Source organism: Streptomyces sp. NPDC091287 (assembly GCF_044768525.1).
Classification (GTDB): Bacteria; Actinomycetota; Actinomycetes; order Streptomycetales; family Streptomycetaceae; genus Streptomyces.
In genome coordinates this window covers 287,577-309,114 of record NZ_JBIVUV010000006.1, presented here as the reverse complement: position 1 = coordinate 309,114, position 21,538 = coordinate 287,577, and the positions used below count along the sequence as shown (strand labels likewise).

Below are 21,538 nucleotides of genomic sequence, written 5' to 3'. Positions count from 1 at the left end.
GCGCATCCCCGTGTTCACTCGCCGGGCTTGAAGGACACCGGCAGCCGGGGCGGCTCGCTGCCGGACGGTGGGGTCTGGAGCGTCTTGAGCGCGAACTCCATGACCTGCTTGTAGATCGGGCCGCAGATCTGGCCGCCGAAGTAGCTGCCCTTGGTGGGGTTCTGGATCGCGCAGTAGACGGTGATCTGCGGGTTGTCGGCGGGGGCGAAGCCCGCGAAGGAGGCGGTGTAGCCCTTGTAGACGCCGCGGACGGGGTCGACGCGGTTGGCGGTGCCGGTCTTGCCCGCGACCCGGTATCCGGGGATGGCGGCCTTGGTGCCCGTCCCTTCCCGGTCGTCGACGACGGACTCCAGCATCGTCGCCAGGGCCTTGGCGGTCTTCTCGCTGACCACCCGGTTCTCCTCGGGGGCCTCGGCGGCGGTGAAGCGCCCGTCGGAGCCCTTGGCACCGCGGACGAGGGTGGGGGCGATCCGTACGCCGCCGTTGGCGATGGTGGAGTAGACCGAGGCGGCCTGGACGGCGTTGAGCGAGAGGCCCTGGCCGAAGGGGATCGTGTACTGCTGCGAGGTCGACCAGTCCTTGGGGTGGGCCAGGAGGCCCGGCGACTCCCCGGGGTAGCCGAGCCCGGTCTTGGAGCCGAGGCCGAACTTGCGCAGGTAGGAGTAGAGGACCTGGTTGGACTCCGCCTGGGTCTTGCCGAGCTGACCGGTCGCCAGGATGGTGCCGATGTTGCTGGACTTGGCGAGGACCCCGTTGAGCGTGAGGTACCAGGTGGGGTGGTCCACGTCGTCCTTGAAGAGCCGGTCGCCGCGGTGCAGCCGGTTGGGGACGGTGACGTGGGTGCCGGGCGTGGCGGCCTTCTCCTCCAGTACGGCGGCCATGGACATGACCTTGCTGGTGGAGCCGGGCTCGTACACGTCCTGGAGGGCGGCGTTGCCGAGGGAGGCGGAGGTCGCCTGGGAGAGGTCGTTGGGGTCGTAGCCGGGGGCGTTGGCCATGGCCAGCAGCTCGCCGGTCCGTGTGTTCTGCACGATGACGTAGCCGCGGTCGGCCTTGGACTTCTCGACCTGGTCGCTGATGGCCTTCTGGGCGGCCCACTGGATGTCGCGGTCGATGGTCAGCTCGATGTCGGAGCCGGGCACGGCCGGAATCTCGCTGCCGCCCGCGGTGGGAACCCGGCGGCCGCCGGCCTGGGCGTAGCGGATCTTGCCGTCCTCGCCCGCGAGTTCCTTGTTGAGCTGCGATTCGAGGCCGCCGCCGCCCTTGCCGTCGGCGCTGACGAATCCCAGTATCCCGGCGGCGAGATCCCCGTTGGGATAGACGCGCTTGGTGGTCGGCACCTGGAGGACGCCGGCCAGGACGTTGGCTCCCGGGCCACCCTTCAGCTTGTCCTCGTACGCCTTCTCGGCGAAGACGGACTTGAGGTCCTTGATCTGCTTCCAGACCTGGGGGGTCTGCCGGTAGGCGAGCACGGTGTAGCGGGACCCCGGCGCCGAGAGCTTCTTGACGAGCTCGTCGACGTCCTTGCCGAGGATCGGGGCGAGCAGGGCCGCCGCCTGCTGGGGCGCGTCGGGGGCCTTGCTGTCCTCGGGCGTGAACATCTTCGGGTCGGCCGTGATGTTGTGCGCGTCCACGCTGGTGGCGAGCGCGACGCCCTTGCGGTCGGTGATCTCGCCGCGCTCGGCGGCGACCGTGTACTCCAGGTAGCGGTTCTTCTCGGCCTTGGCCGCGTACGCGCTGGCGTCGACGGCCTGGACCTGGAGCAGCCGGGCCACGAAGGCCAGCATGACCAGCGTCAGCCCGAGGCTGACCAGCCGCAGCCGGGGGCGGGGGCTGCCGAGGCGCAGGGCGCGCTGTGCGCCTGGGCGCGCGGTGGTGCGCCCCGGGGCGGAACGGGGGCGGCGGGCCGGTGGGCGCGGGCCGGAGCGGCCGGAGCCTGATGCCCCGTTACGGGGGCGGGCCGGGCCGGGTACGCGGCGGCGCGGCGGTTCCTTGGGCGGCACTGCGTCACCTGCCGGGGCTCGTCGGGGGCGGGGTGCTCTCCGCCGCGGGGGCGGTTGCGGGGTCGGGCTCGGTCGCGGGGACGGTCGCGGGGACGGATCCGGAGGGCGGCGTGGAGCCGGAGGGCCCGGCCGGGGCCCCGGCGGCGGGGGTCCCGGCGCTGGGGCTCGGCGTGGGGCTCGGCGGCGGGGCGGTGGCCTCGGTGGGGTTGCCGCGGACCGTGCCGTCGGGGTTCAGGAAGGCGGGGCTGCCGCCGGGGACCATGCCCAGCTCCCGGGCCCGGCGCTCCAGGGCGTCGGGCTGGGAACGGCTGTCGACGTCGCGCTGGAGCGCCTGCTGCTCGTCGGTGAGCTCGGTGGTGTCCCGCTTCAGCTCGCTGAGCCTGAACGATCCTTCGTTGAGCGCGGAGTTCAGCAGGAGCAGGGTGATGAGCCCGCCGCCCAGGAGCAGGACGACCAGCAGCACGAAGGGGGTGCGGGCCGCGGTGCTGGGCCCGGTGGACGGCATCAGCCGGGCGAGCCGCGCGGCCCGCCCCTTCAGCGGTGCGGCCGGTTTGCTCACCGCACGGCTCCCCTGTCGCCCGGTGCCGGGCGGCCGCTTCGCGTCGGGCGACGCCGGGCGCTCATCGCTCCTCCGCGCGGATGCGCTGGGCGCCGCGCAGCCGGGCGGGGGCGGCGCGCCGGTTCTCGGCGACCTCCTCCTCGGTGGGCAGCTCGGCGCCCCGGGTGAGCTGCTTCAGCCGGGGCTGGTAGCGCTCGGGGACGACGGGCAGTCCGGGGGGCGCGGTGTTGGCGGCGCCGGCCGCGAAGACCTGCTTGACCAGCCGGTCCTCCAGCGAGTGGTAGGCCAGCACGGCGATGCGGCCGCCGACGTCGAGGCACTGGACGGCGGCCGGAATGGCCCGCTCCAGGACGCTCAGCTCGCCGTTGACCTCGATGCGCAGGGCCTGGAAGGTCCGCTTCGCGGGGTTGCCACCGGTGCGCTTGGCGGCCTGCGGCAGCGCGTCGCGGATCAGCTCGACGAGCCGGGCGCTGTTGCTGAACGGCTCCTTCTCGCGTTCGCGGACGACGGCGGAGACGATCCGCTTGGCCTGCTTCTCCTCGCCGTACGCGCGCAGGATCCGGACCAGTTCGCCGGGCGGGTAGGTGTTGAGCACCTCGGCGGCGCCCATGCCGGTGCTCTGGTCCATCCGCATGTCGAGCGGGGCGTCCTGGGCGTACGCGAATCCGCGGTCGGCCTCGTCCAGTTGCATGGAGGAGACGCCGAGGTCGAACAGCACGCCCTGGACCTTCGGGATCCCGAGCCGCGCGAGGACCTCGGGGAGCTCGTCGTAGACCGCGTGGACGAGGGTGGCGCGGTCGCCGTAGGGGGCGAGTCGTTCACCGGAGAGGCGGAGCGCCTCCTTGTCGCGGTCCAGGGCGATCAGCCGGGCGGTGGGGAAGGAGGCGAGCAGCGCCTCGCTGTGACCGCCGAGGCCGAGGGTGCAGTCGACGACCACGGGCTCCGGGTGGGCCGGGTCCTGGAGAGCCGGGGCCAACAGGTCCAGACACCTCTGGAGCATCACGGGGACGTGTCGGGTCTGGCTCAAGGCGCCCTCTCAGGCTCTGTCCCGCGCGGCCGGCACGTACGTCCTGGTCCCCGCCCGCTCTGAAGGGGAGGTCCGCCGGCGCCGGGGAAGAGGCGTCGGCCGACCGAGAGCGGGAGAGGGCCGGGTCGCACGTACGCCGCACATCACGGGGGAAATACGGAATATGCAGGAGGTGCAGGGGGTGCGATGGGGCAGTGGGTACGGAGGTGGTTGGTGACTTCGCGTTACTTTAGTCCACCCTGCCATTCGATCGATTCGCGATCAACGAACCGGGCAGCGAGTCGCGCCACCCGTCCGGATGCGGCGAACCCACCCGAACGGGTGCATCCCTGTGAGTCCTGTGGGTTAGCTCACAACAAGCCGAGTTGGCGTTTTTTGTCCGCTCTCACAGCACGCCCGGGCCAGGCGGGAAGGCTAACGTCGTATCCATGTCGACTTCTGCTCACTCTCCCGCCGAGTCCGTGACGTCCACCGCTGCGGCGGTCCGCGAGGGGGGCCAGGTCACCGACCGGCTCGTCGCGCTGAACGCCGGGTACGCGAAGGATTTCCGGGATCCGGGCATGGACGCGCGTCCCGTCCTCCAGGTGGCCGTGGTCGCGTGCATGGACGCCCGTCTCGACCTGCACGCGGCGCTCGGCCTGGAGCTCGGCGACTGCCACACCATCCGTAACGCGGGCGGCGTGGTCACCGACGACGTGATCCGCTCGCTGACCATCAGCCAGCGGGCGCTCGGCACCCGCAGCGTGGTCCTCATCCACCACACCAACTGCGGCCTGGAGTCCCTCACCGAGGACTTCCGGCAGGAGCTGGAGCGCGAGGTGGGCCAGCGTCCGGTCTGGGCGGTCGAGGCCTACACGGACGCCGACCAGGACGTGCGCCAGTCGATGCAGCGGGTGCGCACCTCGCCGTTCCTGCTCCACACCGACGACGTGCGCGGGTTCGTCTTCGACGTGACCACCGGTCTGCTGCGCGAGATCCACTCCGTTTCCTGAACGCACTCACCTCGCTTCCCGGCCCTCCGCCGCACCTCACGCACTCATCACCGCGCCTCGCGGTGCCGAAATCGCGACAGACGCTGACATTTCACACCCACTTATCCACAGGCGAGTGACACGAAGCGGTAACGGCAACAAGAATGCGGGTGTGACATCCCCGGGTCTTCCGGAGGAGTGTCCGATTTTTCGGGGTGGGCCGCGCGGGTACGCGCGACGGCCCCTGCGCAAAAGGGCCGAGGAGGGCCGGGTGACGACCTATGACGATCGAGCGAGCCTCACGGATCTGACCACCACAGCAGAGCGGGTACGCAGGTCGGTGGAGGGTGTGATCGAGGGCAAGCCCGAGGTCGTACGGCTCTCGCTGACGGTGCTCCTCGCCGAGGGGCATCTCCTCATCGAGGACGTCCCCGGTGTCGGCAAGACCATGTTGGCCAAGGCGCTGGCGCGGTCCATCGACTGTTCGGTGCGACGGATCCAGTTCACACCGGACCTGCTGCCCTCGGACATCACCGGTGTGTCGATCTTCGACCAGCAGCGGCGGGACTTCGAGTTCAAGCCGGGCGCGATCTTCGCCCAGATCGTGATCGGCGACGAGATCAACCGCGCCTCGCCGAAGACGCAGTCGGCGCTGCTGGAGTCGATGGAGGAGCGCCAGGTCACCATCGACGGGCACTCCTACGAGCTGCCCGACCCGTTCATGGTGGTGGCCACCCAGAACCCGGTCGAGATGGAGGGCACCTACCCGCTGCCCGAGGCCCAGCGCGACCGCTTCATGGCCCGGGTCTCCATCGGCTACCCCAGCCCGGAGGCCGAGCTCCAGATGCTCGACGTGCACGGGGGCGTCTCCCCGCTGGACGACCTCCAGCCGGTGGCCCACGCCCACGACATCGTGAAGCTGATCGACGCCGTCCGTACGGTGCATGTCGCCGACGCCGTGCGGCGCTACGCCGTGGAGCTCGTCGGGGCCACCCGGAGCCACCCCGATCTCAGACTCGGCGCCTCCCCGCGCGCGACGCTGCACCTGCTGCGCGCCGCGAAGGCGTCCGCCGCGCTCAGCGGGCGCGACTACGCCCTGCCGGACGACGTGCAGGCGCTGGCCACGCCGGTGCTCGCGCACCGGCTGCTGCCCACCGCCCAGGCCCAGCTGAACCGCCGCACGGCGGAGCAGGTGGTCCTGGAGATCATCCAGCGCACCCCCGTACCGACCTCGGCCGGTGGCACCGCGCCGCCCGCGCCGGGCGGGCAGGAGCCGGGCCGCCCGCTGTACCACCAGCAGCAGCCCGGGGCACGGCGGCTGTGATGGCGGCCGGCGAGCCCGGCGCCGTGGAGGACGGCGACAGGAAGGGCGGCCTCCGGGCGGCCTTGGGCGGACTGACCACCCGGGGACGCTCGTTCCTGGCCGCCGGTCTCGCCGCCGCCGTCTGCGCGTACGTCCTGGGCCAGGGCGATCTGCTGCGGGTCGGGCTGCTGCTGGCCGTGCTGCCCCTGGTCTGCGTGACCGTGCTCTACCGCACCCGCTACCGGGTGACGGGCACCCGGCGGCTCTCACCGTCGCGCGTGCCCGCGGGCGCGGAGGCCCGGGTGCACCTGCGGATGGAGAACGTCTCCCGGCTGCCCACCGGACTGCTGATGCTCCAGGACCGTGTTCCGTACGTCCTCGGCCCGCGCCCCCGCTTCGTCCTGGACCGGGTGGAGGCGGGCGGCCGGCGCGAGGTGTCCTATCGGGTCCGCTCCGACCTGCGCGGACGCTATCCGCTGGGCCCGCTGCAACTGCGGCTCAGCGACCCGTTCGGGATGTGCGAGCTGACCCGCTCCTTCAGCGCGTACGACACCCTCGTCGTCATTCCGCGCACGGTGCCGCTGCCCGTACTGCGGCTGGCGGGCGAGGCCTCCGGATACGGCGACGGGCGGCAGCGGTCCCTCGCGCTGGCCGGTGAGGACGACATCATTCCGCGCGGCTACCGGCACGGCGACGATCTGCGCCGGGTCCACTGGCGCTCCACCGCCCGCTACGGCGAGCTGATGGTGCGCCGTGAGGAACAGCCGCAGCGGGCCAGGTGCACGGTCCTGCTGGACACCCGGGGGATCGGCTACCAGGGCGCCGGACCCGACTCGGCCTTCGAATGGGCGGTCTCCGGGGCGGCCTCGGCGCTCGTGCACATGCTGGAGCGCGGCTTCGCCGTACGGCTGCTCACGGACGACGGGAACGCGGTGCCCGGCGAGGGGTCGGGCGGTTACGCGGGCTCGACCCAGGAGTCCGCGGACTCGGCGGGCCTGATGCTCGACACGCTCGCGGTGGTCGGCCATTCCGACGGCGGGGGCCTCTCGCGCGCCCATGACGTGCTGCGCGGCGGCAACGAGGGACTGCTCATCGCCTTCTTCGGCGATCTGGACGAGGAACAGGCCGCGGTCGCGGCACGGATGCGGCAGCGGGCCGGGGCGGGGGTCGCCTTCGTCCTGGACAGCGCCGCCTGGGCCGGCGACGAGGACGGCGCGGGGCGGGCCGGGGAGCGGCTGCGGCGGCTGCGCGAGGCGGGCTGGATCGCGGTGCCCGTGGAGCCGGGGGCCGAGCTGCCCGCACTGTGGCAGCTGGCGGGCGGGATGCGCACGGATTCGCCGTCGGCCACGAGCGGCGGCGCCACAGGTTTCACGGGGGGATGGTCATGAGCGGGCGGGCCAGGCTGGCGCTGTGCGCCTATGCGGCGTCGCTGCTGGCGGCGGGGGCGCTGATCCCGCTGGTGGAGGGGGTCGGCTGGCTGGTGCAGGCGGCGGTGCTGCTCGCCGTCCAGAGCGGGGTGGGCGCCCTCGCGCGCCGGGTGCCGCTGGCGAGGATGCTGACCATCGGCGTCCAGACGCTGGTCACCCTGCTGCTGCTGACGCTGGTGTTCGTCCGGGACCACGCCCTGTTCGGGGTGGTGCCAGGGCCGACGGCCCTCATGCGGCTCGGTGAGCTGCTGGTGGCGGGCGGGGAGGACGTCGGCACGTACGCCATCCCGGCCCCGATGACCGACGGCATCAAGCTGATGGTGGTCGGCGGGGTGGTCCTGATCGGTCTTGCCGTGGACGCCCTGGCGGTGACCTTCCGCAGCGCGGCCCCCGCCGGACTGCCCCTCCTCGCCCTGTATTCGGTCGCGGCCGGTCTCTCCGACGGCGGAGCGAGCTGGCTGTGGTTCCTGCTGGCCGCCTCCGGCTATCTCCTGCTCCTGCTGGCGGAGGGCCGGGACCGGCTCTCCCAGTGGGGCCGCGTCTTCGGTGGCGCCACACGGAATTCGGGCGGTCTGGCCGACGGGCTGGCCGGGGTGAGCGGCGGCTCCTCCCCCGTCCGCACCGGGCGGCGGATCGGCGTGTTCGCGCTCGGCATCGCCCTGGTGGCCCCCCTGGCCCTGCCCGCCCTGGACAGCGGACTGCTGGGCGGCGACGGCCCGGGGACCGGCAGGGGCAGCGGCGGCGGCACCATCTCCGCGGTGAATCCGCTGGTCTCGCTGCAGAACAACCTCAACCAGCCGGACAACCGGGAGGTGATGACGTACCGCAGCAACATCGAGGACCCGCAGAGTCTCTACCTCCGGATCCTGGCCCTGGACGAGTTCAACGGCAGCGAGTGGAGGTCCTCCACCCGCCGGCTGACGGACGTTCCCGACCGCCTCCCGCAACCCACCGGGCTGGGCAGGGACGTCTCCGTCACCGAGGTCCGGACGAACATCTCCGCATCGCGCTCCTACCAGCAGACCTATCTGCCGCTCCCCTACCCGGCCAGCGAGGTCCGCGTCGGCGGTCGCTGGCGGTACGAGCCCGAGGGCCGCACCCTGGTCGGCGACGACGGACAGACCACGCGCGGCGCGCAGTACGAGGTCGGCAGTCTGGTCGTCGAACCCACGGCGGACCAGCTCGCGGCCGCGGGTTCACCGCCCCAGGAGCTGGTCCGCGAGTACACCCGGGTTCCCGGCTCCCTGCCCAAGGTGGTCGCCGAGACCGCCGAGCAGGTCACCGAAGGCGCGTCCAACGCCTACGAGCAGGCCGTGAAGCTCCAGGACTGGTTCGCGTCCGACGGTGGCTTCACGTACGACACGACGGTCACCTCGGGGACGGGGTCGTCCGCCATCGCTCGGTTCCTCCGCGACAAGGAGGGCTTCTGCGTCCACTTCTCGTTCTCGATGGCCGCGATGGCGCGGACGCTGGGTATCCCGGCCCGGGTGGCGGTGGGCTTCACCCCGGGGACCATGAAGGCGGACGGGGCGATCTCGGTCGGGCTGCGCGACGCCCACGCCTGGCCCGAGCTGTATTTCGAGGGGGTCGGGTGGACCCGGTTCGAACCCACCCCGAGCCGGGGCAGCACCCCCTCGTGGACCCGCCCCGAGGTGCCCTCGGACAGTGCGAGCGACGTCGCCGAGCCCTCCGCGGACACCTCCGACGAGCCGTCCGCGGCACCCTCCGCCGAGGACAGCTGCCCGCCGCAGTTGCGTCAGGAAGGCGGGTGCGGTCCCTCGCAGGAGCCTGGAGCGGCGCTGCCGACCGACCGGGGCACTCCGCTCTGGAAGGTCCTGCTGGTGGTTCACGCGGCGCTCCTGCTGGTGGCGGCGCTGGTGTTGTCGCCGCTCCTGTGGCGACTCCGGACGCGGAACCGCCGACTGGGCTCCAGGGGCCGGACGGCCGCGGACGCCGCCGCCCGGACGCTGGCCGCCTGGCGGGAGCTCACCGACACGGCCTGGGACCACGGCATCGCGCCGGACGAGTCGCTGACGCCACGGAAGGCGGCGGCCAGGATCGTGCGGCTGGGCCGCCTCGACACCACCGCGGCCGAGGCGGTGCACCGGATCGCGAGCTCGGTGGAGCAGGTGCTGTACGCCCCCGAGCCGCGCCCCGCGTCCGGACTGGCCGAGGACGCGCAGGTGGTACGGGCGGGTCTGCGGGCATCGGCCGACCGCGGGACCCGGCTGCGGGCGACGCTCCTGCCCCGATCGTCCGTCCGGGTGGTGTGGGCCCTCACCGAGCGCCGGGCGGCGCTCGGTGAGCGATGGGCGGGCCGCCCGGGAGCCGGTCGCTGGACGGCCCGGCTGCGCCGCCTCACACGTCAGCACGGCTGAGGCGGTCGGGGGCGAAGCACGACAGAGCCTCCGGTCCCGACCCCGGGCAGGGGTCGGAACCGGAGGCTCAGCGCTGTGGGACAGCAGCGCCACGGCCGACGGCACGGTCGGGCAAGGGCACCGTGGGCAGCGCGGGCAGCGGCTCAAGCGGCGCGTCGGGCAATGGCTGAGGGGTGGCCGCAGAAAATGCGGCCACCCCTCAGCCATCGGTGTCACGTGCCATCGCCCGGTCCTGCGGAGAAGAGCAGGACCGAGGCGTCTACTGGCCCTGTTCGTCGCGGCGGCGCTGCCACCGCTGCTCGATGCGGTTCATCATCGACCGGCGTTGTCTCGGTCGGCGGCCTGCGCCGCTGTCCCCGCTGCCCGCGGCAGCCGGCTGTTGTTCACCGGGCTTGGGCGCCTTGCGCCATCCGGTGACCGCGAGCACGGCACAGCCGAGCATGACGAGGAACCCCACCACGCTGATCCAGATCTGCTGGGCGACCATTCCGGCCATGAGGAGCGCGATACCCACCAGGAAGCCAGCGACCGCCTGATAGACCCTTTTCCGGGTGTACGTACGCAGTCCGCTTCCCTCGAGCGCTGTCGCGAACTTGGGATCTTCGGCGTACAGCGCTCGCTCCATCTGCTCGAGCATGCGCTGCTCGTGCTCCGAGAGCGGCACGGGATCCTCCTCGTCGTCGGCCGCGGGGGCGACCGGTATGCGGCCCTTCCAGGATAGGCAGGGATTCGCCCCCGTGAAACCCTGCCCTCTAGCGCTCAGCCAGTCCGGACCGCTATGTCGGCTCGGCTGTTGAGGCGTAGATTCCCCGACGACCGATCCGCCATGCCGGATGGTGTCACCCGATCATACGGGGCGTACGCCCGGTACGGGGGTCCTGAGTCCCACTCCGTCCGCGCTTGCGTTGCTGATCAGCGGCGCTTCTCGCCCAGAACATGGAGCTGGGTGGCGACGGAGTGGAACGCGGGCTGCTCGGCGACGGCCGCTTCGAGCTTGAGGAGCGCCTCCACGGCGCCGGGCTCGGTGTCCACCAGGACGCCCGGCACGAGGTCGGCGAAGACCCGGACCCCGTGCACCGCGGCGATCTCCAGACCGGCCGAGGAGACCAGGTCGGAGAGCTGCTCGGCGGTGAACCTGCGGGGCACCGGGTCCCCCTCGCCCCAACGGCCCGCCGGGTCGGTGAGCGCTTGGCGGGCCTCCGTGAAATGTCCGGCGAGCGCGCGGGCCAGGACGGCTCCGCCCAGGCCGGCGGCCAGCAGGCTGAGCGCGCCGGAGGGCCGCAGCGCCTCGACCGCGTTGCGCACGCCCTCGGCGGGCTCGTCGACGTACTCCAGGACGCCGTGGCAGAGCACCGCGTCGAAGCCGTCGCGCTCCACGACGTCGAACAGGCCGAGGATGTCGCCCTGGACTCCCCGGACCCGGTCGGCGACCCCGGCCTCGGCCGCGCGGCGCTCCAGCGCGAAGAGCGCGTTGGGGCTGGGGTCGACGACGGTGACCCGGTGGCCGAGCCGGGCCGCGGGCACCGCGAAGTTGCCGGTGCCGCCGCCGGTGTCCAGAACATCCAGGGCCTCCCTGCCGGTCGCCTTGGCCTGACGGTCCAGAGCGTCCTTGAGGACCTCCCAGACCACGGCGGTACGGAGGGAGGCGCGGGGGCGCAGCTGGTCCGACACGGCAGATGACTCCTCGGCAACGTGCCGCCGGGGACGGCGGAGCGTGAACAGTGCGGTGGTGATGTGAGCGGTCACCACCCTATTGCCTCGCACCGCAGTCCCGGGCCCGGCGTCGGTCCGGCGCGGTCGCCCGGCGGGCGTCGGTCCGGCGCCCGGCCTCGGGTCACCCGCCGCCCGGCCGCTCCGGGCGTGGTTGTGGGAGCACCGGCTGGAGGACCAGGAGCCGTTCCACCAGGCGCAGGAACATGGCAGCGTCGCGCAGCAGGTCGTCGGCGTCGCGCCCGCTGGCGGCTCCCGGCATACCGGCCTCCGCACGGGCCCGGCGCAGGGCCCCCGAGGCGAAGAGGGCGCTCCATTCGGTCAGTTCCGGTGCTATCTCCGGGAGGACCTCCCAGGCACTGCGGATGCGTTCGCGGCGGCGCTTGTTCGTCTCGGGGCGGCCTCGGGCGGCCAGCACGGCCGCCGCGGTGCGCAGGGCGGCGAGGTGCGCGGTGGCGTACCGCTCGTTCGGCTCGTGGAGCACGGCGGCCTCGTCGAGGCCGGAGCGGGCCTTGGCGAGCAGTTCGAGAGCGGCGGGCGGCGCCGTGCTGCGGCGCAGCACGGGGTGGACATCGCCGGCCGGACCGGTCAGTGAGGGGGCAGGGCTGCCTGCGCGGCGCCGCGGGGCGGCGGCTGCGGACGAGCTGGCCATGACGAACCTCCTGTCGTCGTGTGACGGCTTCGTGGCCGTCTGTGTCCATGGTGGCGGGCCCCACTGACAATCGACCTCTATACGCCCCTGACCTGCCGTTTTGCTTCGAGCGCGAGTTCGGACTACCTTTTTGCACTGACTGGTCAGTGCAAAAAAAAGGGGAGGGTCTGTGGAGAGCCCGCACGGCGCGGCTGTCGCCGCCGAGGACTTCGGACTGGAAGGGCCGCGCGGCCGGGTCTTCCGGAACGTGACGTTCAGTGCCGAGCCAGGAACGCTGGTGGCCATCGAGGGACCGTCGGGATCGGGCCGCACCTGCCTGTTGCTCGCCCTGACCGGCCGGATGCGCCCCACCGGGGGCCGCGCCGAGACCGGCGGACTGCGACTGCCCGAGCAGGCCGCCGCCGTCCGCCGGATCGCCGCCCTGGGGCCGGTCCCGGGCGTCAGCGAGCTGGACCCCGCCTTCACCGTCGCCGAGCACCTGGGCGAACGCGCCCTTCTCCAGGGCCGCTACGGCGCCTCCCTGCGCACCCTGCTGCGCCCGCGCGCCGAACGCCGGGCGGCGGCCCGGGCACGGGTCGACGAGGCTCTTGAGGCCGCGGGCCTCGACCTCGCCACGCTGCCGAAGGCGGGGCGCACCTCCGTACGGCATCTGGAGCGTCTGGAGGCGCTGCGGCTGTCCGTGGCGCTGGCGCTGATCGGCGAGCCGCGGCTGCTCGCCGTCGACGACACCGACCTCAAGCTCTCGGACGCCGAACGCGACCGGGCCTGGGCGCTGCTGCGCTCCGTGGCCGACGCCGGGACGACCGTGCTCGCCGTGTGCAGCGAGGCCCCCGAGGACACCCAGGTCGTTCGCACCGCCCCCGCGACCACCACCGATGAGGAGACGGCTGATGCGTTCGCCGAAGCTCGCCGCGCTTGAGCTGAAGCGGTTCGGGAGGGGGAAGCTGCCGGCCGCCGCGCTGGTGGCCCTGCTGCTCCTGCCCCTGCTCTACGGCGCTCTGTACCTGTACTCCTTCTGGGACCCGTACGGGAAGCTCGACAAGCTGCCCGTCGCCCTGGTCAACGACGACAGGGGGGCCACCAGTGATGGCAAGCGCGTCGCGGCCGGGGACGAGATCAGCGAGAAGCTGCTCGACTCCAAGGTCTTCGACTGGCACGAGGTGAGCTCCGCCGAGGCCGAGAAGGGCGTCGAGGAGGGTACGTACTACCTCTCGCTGACGATGCCGTCGGACTTCAGCAAGAAGATCGCGTCCAGCGGCGGGGACTCCCCCGAGACCGGCGCGCTCCAGGTGCGGACGAACGACGCGAACAACTACATCGTCGGGCAGATCTCCAGGACGGTCTTCGGAGAGGTGCGCAACGCCGCCTCCACGAACGCCTCCCGGGGCTTCCTCGACCGCATCTTCATCAACTTCTCGGATCTGCACGACAAGACCGCCGAGGCGGCCAAGGGCGCCGACGACCTCAAGGGCGGCATCTCGAAGGCGAAGCAGGGTTCCAAGGACCTCGCGGACGGTCTCAAGGATTCCAAGGCGGGCAGCAAGAAGCTCTCCGACGGGATCGTGAAGCTGAACCAGGGCTCGCGGGATCTCGCCACGGGTTCCGCCCAGGTGGCCGGAGGCACCCAGGTCCTGGCCGACAAGGTCAACGGGATCGCCGATGACGTGCGCCCCTTCTTCCGGGACAACGGGAAGTCCATCCGCGACACGGCCCGGCTGGTCGCCGACACCTCCGGGGCCGTACGGCACAACCTCGACCTGCTGGTGAAGAGCGCGCCCACCGCCGCCGTAGGCGCCAAGGAGGCGGCCGACGAGCTGACCGAGATCCACCGCACCCGGTGCGAGGAGGCCGAGGAGCCCGACACCGCGGTCTGCCCCCCGCTGGAGCGCGCGAAGGTCACGGCCGTCGATGTCGCGAAGATAGCCGCCGATGTGAACACCCTGGTCACGAACCAGAACGGCGACCTGAAGAAGCTGAGCAGCCAGCTGACCGCCTTCCAGAAGCAGGCCGACGACCTCGCGAAGCGCGCGCCGACACTGGATGACGATCTGGCGTCGGCCGTAGCGAAGGTCAATGAGCTGAACACCGGCGCCCAGAAGGTCGCCAAGGGCGCGCAGGCGCTGCACACGGGACTCGGCGGCGCGCAGACCGGCTCCAGCGATCTGGACACCGGCGTCGGCAAGCTGAAGACCGGCGCGGAGAACCTGGACGGCGGGCTCTTCCGGCTCGGCGACGGCTCGACCGAGCTGGCCCGGGGCCTCAACGACGGCGTCGACAAGATCCCGGACTACGACAAGAAGGACCGCGACGCGCGGACCGACGTCATGGCCGACCCGGTCCAGCTGGCCTCCAAGTCGCTGCACGAGGCACCCAATTACGGCACCGGCTTCGCCCCGTACTTCATCCCGCTCTCCCTGTGGGTCGGCGCGATGGTGGCGTACATGCTGATCCAGCCGCTCAACAAGCGGGCGCTCGCCGCCGGGGCCTCCTCGTGGCGGATCGCGCTCGCCGGCTGGCTCCCGGTCGCCGCCATCGGCACGCTCCAGGTCGGCGCCCTGATGGCCGTCCTGCACTGGGGCCTCGGCCTCCAGATGACCGACGCCGCCGGAACGATCGGCTTCCTGGCCCTGGTGACCTGCTGCTTCGCCGCGATCGTGCAGTGGCTGAACGCCTGCTTCGGGGCGGCCGGGCGGATCCTGGTGCTGGTGGTGCTGATGCTCCAGCTGACCTCGGCCGGGGGCACGTACCCCGTCCAGACCAGCCCCGGCTTCTTCGGCGCGATCCATCCGTACCTCCCCATGACGTACGTCGTCGAGGGGCTGCGCAGGCTGATCACGGGCGGCCCTCTCGGCCCGGTGTGGCTGGGCTGCGCGGTGCTGGGGGCCTTCACCGTCGGCGCGCTGGCCCTGACCGCGTTCACCGCCCGCCGCAAGCAGGTGTGGAGCCTGAGCCGGCTGCACCCGGAGCTGAGCCTGTGAGCGCGCCCGGAGCCGCGCCTGCGAGCACGGCGGGGCCTGGAAGAATCGGCCTCATGGAAAGCAGTGGCACCACGCGCCGCCAGGCCACCCGGCAGAAGCTCTACGAGGCGGCGGTGACGCTCATCGCCGAGAAGGGCTTCTCGGCGACCACCGTCGACGAGATCGCCGAGCGGGCCGGGGTCGCCAAGGGCACGGTCTATTACAACTTCAAGAGCAAGACCGAGCTGTTCGAGGAGCTGCTCCGGCACGGCGTGGGGCTGCTCACGGCCTCGCTGCGGGCCGCCGCCGAGGAGTCCGAGGAGCGCGGGGGCACCCAGGTCGAGGCGCTGGACGCGATGATCCGGGCCGGGCTCGCCTTCATCGACCGCTACCCGGCCTTCACCCAGCTGTACGTGGCCGAGCTCTGGCGCACCAACCGCGCCTGGCAGTCCACGCTGCTGGTGGTACGTCAGGAGGCCGTCGCGGTCGTCGAGGACGTGCTGCGGGAGGCCGTGAGCAGCGGTGAGCTGAGCGAGGAGATCGACATCCCGCTGACGGCCGCCGCGCTGGTCGGAATGGTGCTGGTCGCGGCGCTGGACTGGCAGGCGTTCCAGCCGGAGCGCTCGATCGACGAGGTCCACTCGGCGCTGTCCCTGCTGCTGCACGGGCGGGTCAGCGGGCACTGAGACCCGCCGGGCGCTCCGGGTCCGGATCCGGGTCCGGGAACGTACCGGGAAAGCCGAAGACGCCGGCCGCTGGAGTTCGCATCCCCCGCGAACCTCACCGGACCGGCGTCTTCCGTGCTTCCGGAAACCCGTTCCCCGTGACCCCGTATCCCCCGTGGTCCCCGGGCCTCCGTCGTGCACCCCCGTTGCGTCGGGGGAACCGCACCGTTCCGCCGCCCCGTGCCGGCGGTCCTGGCGCAGCGCCCCTTCCGTGGTCATCACTCTGCCGTCCTCGCAGGTGGGGGCCTATCCGCGTAGCTACTCATCTACGTCCCTGAGTACGGATACTCAGGGCCCCGCGCCGCACCCCACCCGGGCCCCGCGCGGGGTCGTTACGATCGCCTGCGTGTCGGTAATCCCCCTGGTGTTCACAAGCGGCTGGGCGAGCGGAATCAACGCGTACGCGGTGGTCCTGCTGCTCGGTCTGTTCGGCGCGACCGGCGTGTCCGACGAGGTGCCCGCCGCTCTCCAGCGCACCGACGTCCTGATCGTGGCCGGTGTGCTGTTCCTCTGCGAGGCGGTGGCGGACAAGATCCCCTACGTGGACTCGGTCTGGGACACCGCGCACACCGTGATCCGGCCGGTGGCCGGGGCGGTGATCGCCGCGCTGCTGGCCGGGGAGAGCGGTTCGCTCCCGGAGCTGGCCGCCGGTGCGATCGGTGGGTCCACGGCGCTGTTGAGCCATCTGGTGAAGGCCGGCACGCGGATGGCCGTCAACACCTCCCCGGAGCCCTTCAGCAACGTCGGAATGAGCGTCGCCGAGGACCTCGGGGTCGCCGGAGTCATCACCTTCGCGATATTCAATCCGGTGGCGGCCGCGGTGATCGCGGCCGTGCTGCTGGTGCTCGGGATCGTCACCGTGCTCTTCCTCGCCTCGCGGATCCGCCGTTTCCTGCGCCGCCGGGCCCTGGCGCCGCGAGGAGAAACGCCTGGCCGGCACGGGTGGGCCCTGGCCTCCGGGCTGACCTGTCGGCGCCGGTCGATAAAGTCACCGGCATGGCACGAATTGCGGTGATCGGCGCCGGGACGGGCGCGATGGGGGCGGCCGCCCGGCTCGCCGTGGCGGGCGAGACGGTGACGGTCTACGAGCGGTCCGCGAGCTACGGCGGCTCGGTCGGCCGCCATGAGCACGAGGGCTTCGTCTTCGACACCGGTCCCGGGCTGCTGCACCTCCCCGCCGTCCAGCGGGACCTCTTCGTGAAGACCGGCAAGGAGTCGCTGGAGCAGTCCGTGACCCTGACGCAGGTCGATCCGGCGAGCCGCCATCTCTTCGCGGACGGCACGGCCGTGTCCCTGCCCAACGCCTCCCGGGCCGGGGTGGCCACGGCCCTGGACGACGCCCTCGGTACGGGCGCCGGAGCACGCTGGAGCGACTTCATGGACCGGGCCAGGGACGCCTGGGACCGGTCGCGGCGGCCGCTCCTGGAGGAGCCCCTGCGGGCGGACCACCAGGTGCTGGGGCGCGATCCGTATCCGGCGGTGCTCCAGCGACGCCTGCTGCGCGGCTCCCGGCAGGCGGCCACGGTCGCGGAGATCGGCGCGTGGGAGCTGGCGGACGCCCGGCTCGCCGCCCTGCTCGACGGGTACGCGCTGTCCCACGGTCTCGACCCGCGCACCGCCCCCGCGAGCACCGCGCTGCTGCCGTACATGGAGCAGACCTTCGGCAGCTGGTACGTGATGGGCGGGATGCGCGAGCTGGCGCGGGCGGTGTACGAGCGGTGCGTGGCCCGCAGGGTGCGGTTCGTCTTCGGGGCCGAGGTGGTCCGGGTCGTCGAGAAGGACGGCCGGGCGGCGGGTGTGGAGCTGGCGGACGGTGAGGTGGCCGAGGCGGACCGGGTGGTGCTCGGGGTCCGTCCGCGCTCGGGTCTGGTGCCGGGTCGGGGGACCTGGGGCGCGGGCGATGTGACGGTCCGGCCGGGCTCCGGCGCGGGCGCGGCGGGCCGGTTCACGGTGCTGCTGTCGCTGCGCGGGGCCCGGGAGGCGGAGGCGGTGCACCGGACGGTGGTGCACGGCGACGGGACGGCGGAGCAGGAGGCGGTGTTCGGGGGCCGGGTCGGCGTCCACCCCACGGTGACGGTGCTGCGCCCCGACGATCCGGCGACCCGTCCGGACGCGGAGCACGAGGCGGTGACGCTCACCGCGACGGTGGCTCCGCAGGGGCCGGTCGACTGGCGGGACGCCGGGGTGCGGCAGCGGTTCGCCGAGGTCCTGGTGGAGCGGGCGGCGGCGGCCGTGCCCGGGCTGCGGGAGCGGATCCTGCACACCGAGGTCCGCACGCCCGCGGAGACCGAGGCCGAAACGGGGGCCGAGGGCGGTGCGGTGCCCCCGCCCGCGCTGGCCGGGGCCGGCGGAGCGTATCTGCACCCGGGCAACCTCACACGGCTGCCGGGGCTGTATCTCGCGGGCGGCTGGTCGCACCCGGGCGGCGGGCTCGCGCACGCCGGGATGTCCGGGACTCTGGTGGCCGGGCTCGTCGTGGAGGGCGACGGCTTCCGCGGCTCACGCTGAGCGGGAGGGGTCCGAGCGTGTGCCGCTGCCGATGGGCCCTTCCCCCGGCAGCGGCGCGGCCTCAGTAGCGGCCTCAGTAGCGGTACTGCTCGTTCTGGCCGGTGTCGTAGCCGTTGCCGTTGGCGTACGGAGCGGGCGTCGCGGGCTGCTCCGGCTCCATCGGGGGGTACTGCTCGGTGTCGCGCTGCTGCGGGACCCAGACGCCGCCGGGCGGGGTGTCCGCGACGTAGCCCTGGGCGTAGGGGTCGGGGTAGCTCTGCTGCCCGCCCTGGCTGTCGTAGCCGTCGCCGCCATGGCCGTAGGCGTCGTAACCGCCGTAGGAGGGGGCTCCGTTGGTGGTGCCGATGTACGGGTCGGAGTAGGCGGCGTAGCTCTGCGGGTCGGTGCCGTAGTCGTACGTTCCGGCGTAGGGGTCCTGGGCCGGGGGCTGTTCGTAGCCGGTGTACGGGTCGTACGCGGCGTACTGCGGCTGGGCCGAGGGGTCTGCCTCGTGGGCGTGGTCCTGGCGGGCGCCGCCGTTCGCGTCGTAGCCCGTGTTCCCGTACACGCCGTACTGGCCGGTGTCGTCGGGCAGGGGCTGCGGTTCGTAGACGGACTGGGCGGGCGGGGCGGCCGGGGGCCGGTCGTACCCGGGTCCTGTGACCTCCAGGTCCGAGACCTCCAGCGTGGGTTCCTTCACGGCGGCGCCCTCGCCGCCGCCCCTGCGCCGACGGCTCTCCCCCGGACTGCCGCCTATGGCCCAGCCGGTGGAGAAGCCGCGCCGGAAGGACAGCGTCACAAAGGTCTGGCCGGTGGCGAAGGCGAGCGTCCCGACGACGATGACCGGAACGGAGGCCAGCAGCACCCCGACCACCACGCCGAGGAAGCCGGCGAAGGCGAGGAGCCGCCAGCGCAGTCGTGCCTTGTACTGCAACAGCACCTCGCCGAGCAGCCACAGGGCCACCAGACCGAAAGCGATGTAGAGGACCGTCCAGCCCACGCCCGCCCCCTCCTTCGGCCGTAGCCGCGTCGGCGGCGGGTACGACCGGTCACGACTGCTTGTGCAGTCCGAGTTTTTCGTAGATTTCGAGCGTAGCCGTCGAGTTGTTGAGCGTGATGAAGTGCAGTCCGGGCACACCCTCGGACAGCAGCTTCGCGCAGAACTCCGTTGCGAACTCGATGCCAATGGAGCGTACAGCGGCTGGATCGTCCTTGGCCGCGAGGATGCGCTCTTTCAACGACGCGGGCACGGTCGCGTTGCTGAGCTGGGAGAACTTTTCCAGTTGCTTCACGCTGGTAAGGGGCATGACCTCGGGGATCACCGGCGTTTCGCAACCCGCGGCGACCACACGGTCACGCATCCGGAGATAGTCCTCCGGGCGGAAGAACATCTGAGTGATCGCATAATCCGCGCCCGCCCGGCACTTGTCCACGAAATGGCCGATGTCCGTCTCCCAGTCGGACGACCGGGGGTGCATTTCGGGAAATGCCGCCACGCCGACGCAGAAGTCACCCGACTCCTTGATGAGACGGACCAGGTCGGCGGCGTACTTCACCCCCTGCGGGTGCTCGACCCACTCGCCCATCGGGTCGCCCGGCGGGTCGCCGCGGACCGCGAGGATGTTCCTGATGCCCGCGTCGGCGTACTGCCCGACCATGTTGCGCAGCTCGGCGACGGAGTGGTTCACCGCGGTGAGGTGGGCGACCGGGGTGAGGGTGGAGTCGGCGGCGATCTGCTGGGTGGCCCGGACCGTCCCGGCGCGGGTGGAGCCGCCGGCGCCGTACGTCACGGAGACGAAGCTGGGACGGACCGCCTCGACGCGGCGGAGCGCGTTCCAGAGGTTCCGCTCGCCCTTCTCCGTCTTGGGCGCCCAGAACTCGAAGGAGTACGACATCTTGCCGGTCGCTAGCAGGTCACGCACGGTGCGCGCGTGATCCGTCCTGGTGGAGGGTGTGCCAAGGGCCATAAGGGGAGGTTAACCAGGGGGTGGACGCTCCCCCAACCGGAGCAACCGACTTTGTCTCGTTTTGCCGGACTGTTGTCCATCCCTCGGACAAGTGCCCGAGATGTCCCGCATCGGCATGCGAGCCGACAGATCAGTCGGTGCGCCGGCCGACGTGCGGGCCGGGGCGCCGGTCGGCCCGTTGGTCGGTGCGTTGGTCGGTGCGTTGGTCGGTGCGTTGGTCGGTGCGTTGGTCGGCGCGCGGAGAATCAGAGCGCGCGGGCCCTGACGCGTCGGGCCAGGTCGGCGGTGGCGGCGGCGGGATCGTCGGCCTCGGTGATGGCCCGGACGACGACGACACGGCGGGCTCCGGCGTCCAGCACCTGGTCCAGATTGCCCGCGTCGATCCCGCCGATCGCGAACCAGGGCCGCGACCCGCCGAGGGAGGCGGTGTAGCGCACGAGGTCGAGGCCGGGGGCGTGGCGGCCGGGCTTGGTGGGGGTGGGCCAGCAGGGGCCGGTGCAGAAGTAGTCCACACCGTCCTGGGCGAGCGCCGCGTCGACCTCGGCCTCGGCGTGCGTGGAGCGGCCGATCATCCGGTCGGCGCCGATGATCGCCCGGGCGGCGGGGACCGGGAGGTCGCCCTGGCCGAGGTGGAGCACGTCGGCGCCGATGGCGTGGGCGACGTCGGCGCGGTCGTTCACCGCGAGGAGCTTGCCGTGCCGGCGGCAGGCGTCGGCGAACACGGCGAGGTGCTCCAGCTCCTCGGCGGCCTCCAGGCCCTTGTCCCGGAGCTGGACGATGTCGACGCCGGCGGCGAGCACGGCGTCCAGGAAGGCCGGGAGGTCACCCTGGACCTTGCGGGCGTCCGTGCACAGGTAGAGCCGGGCATCGGACAGCTGCTCGCGAGGCGTGGACATGGGTGGACTCCCCCGTGGTCGTGACGGTGCACGGGCCGCGCGGGGCGGCCCGTGCTCCGCTTCCTGTCGTGTCGGTCAGACGGCGAGCGCCTGGGCGCGGCGCTTCACCTCCGTACCGCGATTCTCGCTCAGCGCCTGCGCGGGGGTGCCGGGCAGGGTCGGATCGGGAGTGAAGAGCCACTCCAGCATCTCTTCGTCGGAATAGCCGTCGTCCCTCAGGAGGGTCAGGGTGCCGGAGAGGCCCTTGACCACCTTGTCGCCGTCGATGAAGGCGGCGGGCACCTGGAGCGCCCGGTTCTCACCACGGCGTACGGCGATGAGCTGGCCATCCCTGACCAGCTGCCGTACGCGCGTCACCTGGACATCGAGCATTTCCGCGATGTCGGGAAGGTGGAGCCAGGCGGGGACGAGAGCATCGGTCTTTGCGTCAATCTCGGTCACAGGGACAAGCGTGCCATCCAGGACCGACAGCCGGT

19 protein-coding genes and 1 pseudogene are annotated in these 21,538 nt (G+C 72.3%); 9 read left to right on the top strand and 11 right to left on the bottom strand.

The window, feature by feature from the left end:
• Nucleotides 1-14: 14 nt before the first annotated feature.
• From ACIQRW_RS12530 to rsmH, 3 genes are all read right to left on the bottom strand, one after another.
• Nucleotides 15-2,003, bottom strand: coding sequence for a peptidoglycan D,D-transpeptidase FtsI family protein (locus ACIQRW_RS12530; RefSeq protein WP_403758095.1), 1,989 nt, complete (start codon nt 2,001-2,003; stop codon nt 15-17).
• Between the two features lie 4 nt (nt 2,004-2,007).
• Entirely contained in the window at nt 2,008-2,562 is a 555-nt protein-coding gene (locus ACIQRW_RS12525; protein ID WP_403758092.1) for a septum formation initiator family protein, read from the bottom strand.
• A 61-nt stretch (nt 2,563-2,623) separates the two neighbouring features.
• Nucleotides 2,624-3,589 (bottom strand): 16S rRNA (cytosine(1402)-N(4))-methyltransferase RsmH, encoded by a 966-nt coding sequence (rsmH, locus tag ACIQRW_RS12520; RefSeq protein ID WP_403758089.1) that lies wholly within the window; start codon nt 3,587-3,589, stop codon nt 2,624-2,626.
• 428 nt (nt 3,590-4,017) lie between these two features.
• On the opposite strand from rsmH, the gene ACIQRW_RS12515 reads away from it, so the two are divergent.
• The 4 genes from ACIQRW_RS12515 (at nt 4,018) to ACIQRW_RS12500 (ending at nt 9,668) form a co-directional block, all read left to right on the top strand.
• Nucleotides 4,018-4,581: a carbonic anhydrase gene (locus ACIQRW_RS12515; protein ID WP_361867353.1), complete on the top strand. Its 564-nt coding sequence runs from the start codon at nt 4,018-4,020 to the stop codon at nt 4,579-4,581.
• A gap of 250 nt (nt 4,582-4,831) precedes the next feature.
• Entirely contained in the window at nt 4,832-5,884 is a 1,053-nt protein-coding gene (locus ACIQRW_RS12510) for a MoxR family ATPase (protein ID WP_359621675.1), read from the top strand.
• On the top strand, nt 5,884-7,251 hold the full coding sequence (locus ACIQRW_RS12505) for a DUF58 domain-containing protein (RefSeq protein ID WP_403758087.1): 1,368 nt from the start codon (nt 5,884-5,886) through the stop codon (nt 7,249-7,251). The genes ACIQRW_RS12510 and ACIQRW_RS12505 overlap by 1 nt, the downstream gene beginning before the upstream one ends.
• Nucleotides 7,248-9,668: a DUF3488 and DUF4129 domain-containing transglutaminase family protein gene (locus ACIQRW_RS12500; protein WP_403758084.1), complete on the top strand. Its 2,421-nt coding sequence runs from the start codon at nt 7,248-7,250 to the stop codon at nt 9,666-9,668. Before ACIQRW_RS12505 ends, ACIQRW_RS12500 begins: the two co-directional genes overlap by 4 nt.
• Nucleotides 9,669-9,927: 259 nt before the next feature.
• Here ACIQRW_RS12500 and ACIQRW_RS12495 read toward each other — a convergent pair whose 3' ends face one another.
• The 3 genes from ACIQRW_RS12495 to ACIQRW_RS12485 form a co-directional block, all read right to left on the bottom strand.
• Entirely contained in the window at nt 9,928-10,332 is a 405-nt protein-coding gene (locus ACIQRW_RS12495; RefSeq protein WP_018957470.1) for a DUF3040 domain-containing protein, read from the bottom strand.
• A 248-nt stretch (nt 10,333-10,580) separates the two neighbouring features.
• Nucleotides 10,581-11,339, bottom strand: a complete 759-nt coding sequence (locus ACIQRW_RS12490; protein ID WP_403758082.1) for a methyltransferase — start codon at nt 11,337-11,339, stop codon at nt 10,581-10,583.
• A gap of 163 nt (nt 11,340-11,502) precedes the next feature.
• Complete coding sequence (locus tag ACIQRW_RS12485) at nt 11,503-12,030, bottom strand: SAV_6107 family HEPN domain-containing protein (RefSeq protein ID WP_361867347.1); 528 nt, start codon at nt 12,028-12,030, stop codon at nt 11,503-11,505.
• A gap of 169 nt (nt 12,031-12,199) precedes the next feature.
• Here ACIQRW_RS12485 and ACIQRW_RS12480 point away from each other — a divergent pair, with 169 nt between their 5' ends.
• The 5 genes and pseudogenes from ACIQRW_RS12480 (at nt 12,200) to ACIQRW_RS12460 (ending at nt 18,220) form a co-directional block, all read left to right on the top strand.
• A complete protein-coding gene (locus ACIQRW_RS12480) occupies nt 12,200-12,949 on the top strand; it encodes an ATP-binding cassette domain-containing protein (protein ID WP_403758079.1) in 750 nt (249 codons plus the stop codon).
• Entirely contained in the window at nt 12,921-15,008 is a 2,088-nt protein-coding gene (locus tag ACIQRW_RS12475; RefSeq protein WP_403758076.1) for a YhgE/Pip family protein, read from the top strand. The genes ACIQRW_RS12480 and ACIQRW_RS12475 overlap by 29 nt, the downstream gene beginning before the upstream one ends.
• A 53-nt stretch (nt 15,009-15,061) precedes the next feature.
• A complete protein-coding gene (locus ACIQRW_RS12470) occupies nt 15,062-15,673 on the top strand; it encodes a TetR/AcrR family transcriptional regulator (RefSeq protein WP_398613713.1) in 612 nt (203 codons plus the stop codon).
• 385 nt (nt 15,674-16,058) lie between these two features.
• A pseudogene (locus ACIQRW_RS12465) lies at nt 16,059-16,677 on the top strand (DUF4126 domain-containing protein).
• A gap of 31 nt (nt 16,678-16,708) precedes the next feature.
• Complete coding sequence (locus ACIQRW_RS12460) at nt 16,709-18,220, top strand: phytoene desaturase family protein (protein WP_403758073.1); 1,512 nt, start codon at nt 16,709-16,711, stop codon at nt 18,218-18,220.
• Between the two features lie 73 nt (nt 18,221-18,293).
• Here ACIQRW_RS12460 and ACIQRW_RS12455 read toward each other — a convergent pair whose 3' ends face one another.
• From ACIQRW_RS12455 to ACIQRW_RS12435, 5 genes are all read right to left on the bottom strand, one after another.
• Nucleotides 18,294-19,199 carry a hypothetical protein gene (locus ACIQRW_RS12455; RefSeq protein ID WP_403758070.1) on the bottom strand — a complete coding sequence of 302 codons (906 nt, stop codon included), beginning with the start codon at nt 19,197-19,199 and terminating at the stop codon, nt 18,294-18,296.
• 49 nt (nt 19,200-19,248) lie between these two features.
• Complete coding sequence (gene metF / locus ACIQRW_RS12450; RefSeq protein WP_403758067.1) at nt 19,249-20,166, bottom strand: methylenetetrahydrofolate reductase [NAD(P)H]; 918 nt, start codon at nt 20,164-20,166, stop codon at nt 19,249-19,251.
• A 9-nt stretch (nt 20,167-20,175) separates the two neighbouring features.
• Entirely contained in the window at nt 20,176-20,412 is a 237-nt protein-coding gene (locus tag ACIQRW_RS12445) for a PT domain-containing protein (RefSeq protein ID WP_403758450.1), read from the bottom strand.
• A complete protein-coding gene (gene thiE, locus ACIQRW_RS12440; protein WP_403758064.1) occupies nt 20,412-21,062 on the bottom strand; it encodes a thiamine phosphate synthase in 651 nt (216 codons plus the stop codon). Before thiE ends, ACIQRW_RS12445 begins: the two co-directional genes overlap by 1 nt.
• Before the next feature lie 75 nt (nt 21,063-21,137).
• A complete protein-coding gene (locus ACIQRW_RS12435) occupies nt 21,138-21,503 on the bottom strand; it encodes an Rv2175c family DNA-binding protein (RefSeq protein WP_007451303.1) in 366 nt (121 codons plus the stop codon).
• Nucleotides 21,504-21,538: the final 35 nt, after the last annotated feature.

Bases quoted from the DNA above. Each gene is read 5' to 3' on its own strand.
- ACIQRW_RS12515 (WP_361867353.1), top strand. From the start codon at position 4,018: ATGTCGACTTCTGCTCACTCTCCCGCCGAGTCCGTGACGTCCACCGCT.
- ACIQRW_RS12505 (WP_403758087.1), top strand. From the start codon at position 5,884: ATGGCGGCCGGCGAGCCCGGCGCCGTGGAGGACGGCGACAGGAAGGGC.
- ACIQRW_RS12500 (WP_403758084.1), top strand. From the start codon at position 7,248: ATGAGCGGGCGGGCCAGGCTGGCGCTGTGCGCCTATGCGGCGTCGCTG.
- ACIQRW_RS12485 (WP_361867347.1), bottom strand. From the start codon at position 12,030: ATGGCCAGCTCGTCCGCAGCCGCCGCCCCGCGGCGCCGCGCAGGCAGC.
- ACIQRW_RS12475 (WP_403758076.1), top strand. From the start codon at position 12,921: ATGCGTTCGCCGAAGCTCGCCGCGCTTGAGCTGAAGCGGTTCGGGAGG.
- ACIQRW_RS12470 (WP_398613713.1), top strand. From the start codon at position 15,062: ATGGAAAGCAGTGGCACCACGCGCCGCCAGGCCACCCGGCAGAAGCTC.
- ACIQRW_RS12460 (WP_403758073.1), top strand. From the start codon at position 16,709: ATGGCACGAATTGCGGTGATCGGCGCCGGGACGGGCGCGATGGGGGCG.
- metF (WP_403758067.1), bottom strand. From the start codon at position 20,166: ATGGCCCTTGGCACACCCTCCACCAGGACGGATCACGCGCGCACCGTG.
- thiE (WP_403758064.1), bottom strand. From the start codon at position 21,062: ATGTCCACGCCTCGCGAGCAGCTGTCCGATGCCCGGCTCTACCTGTGC.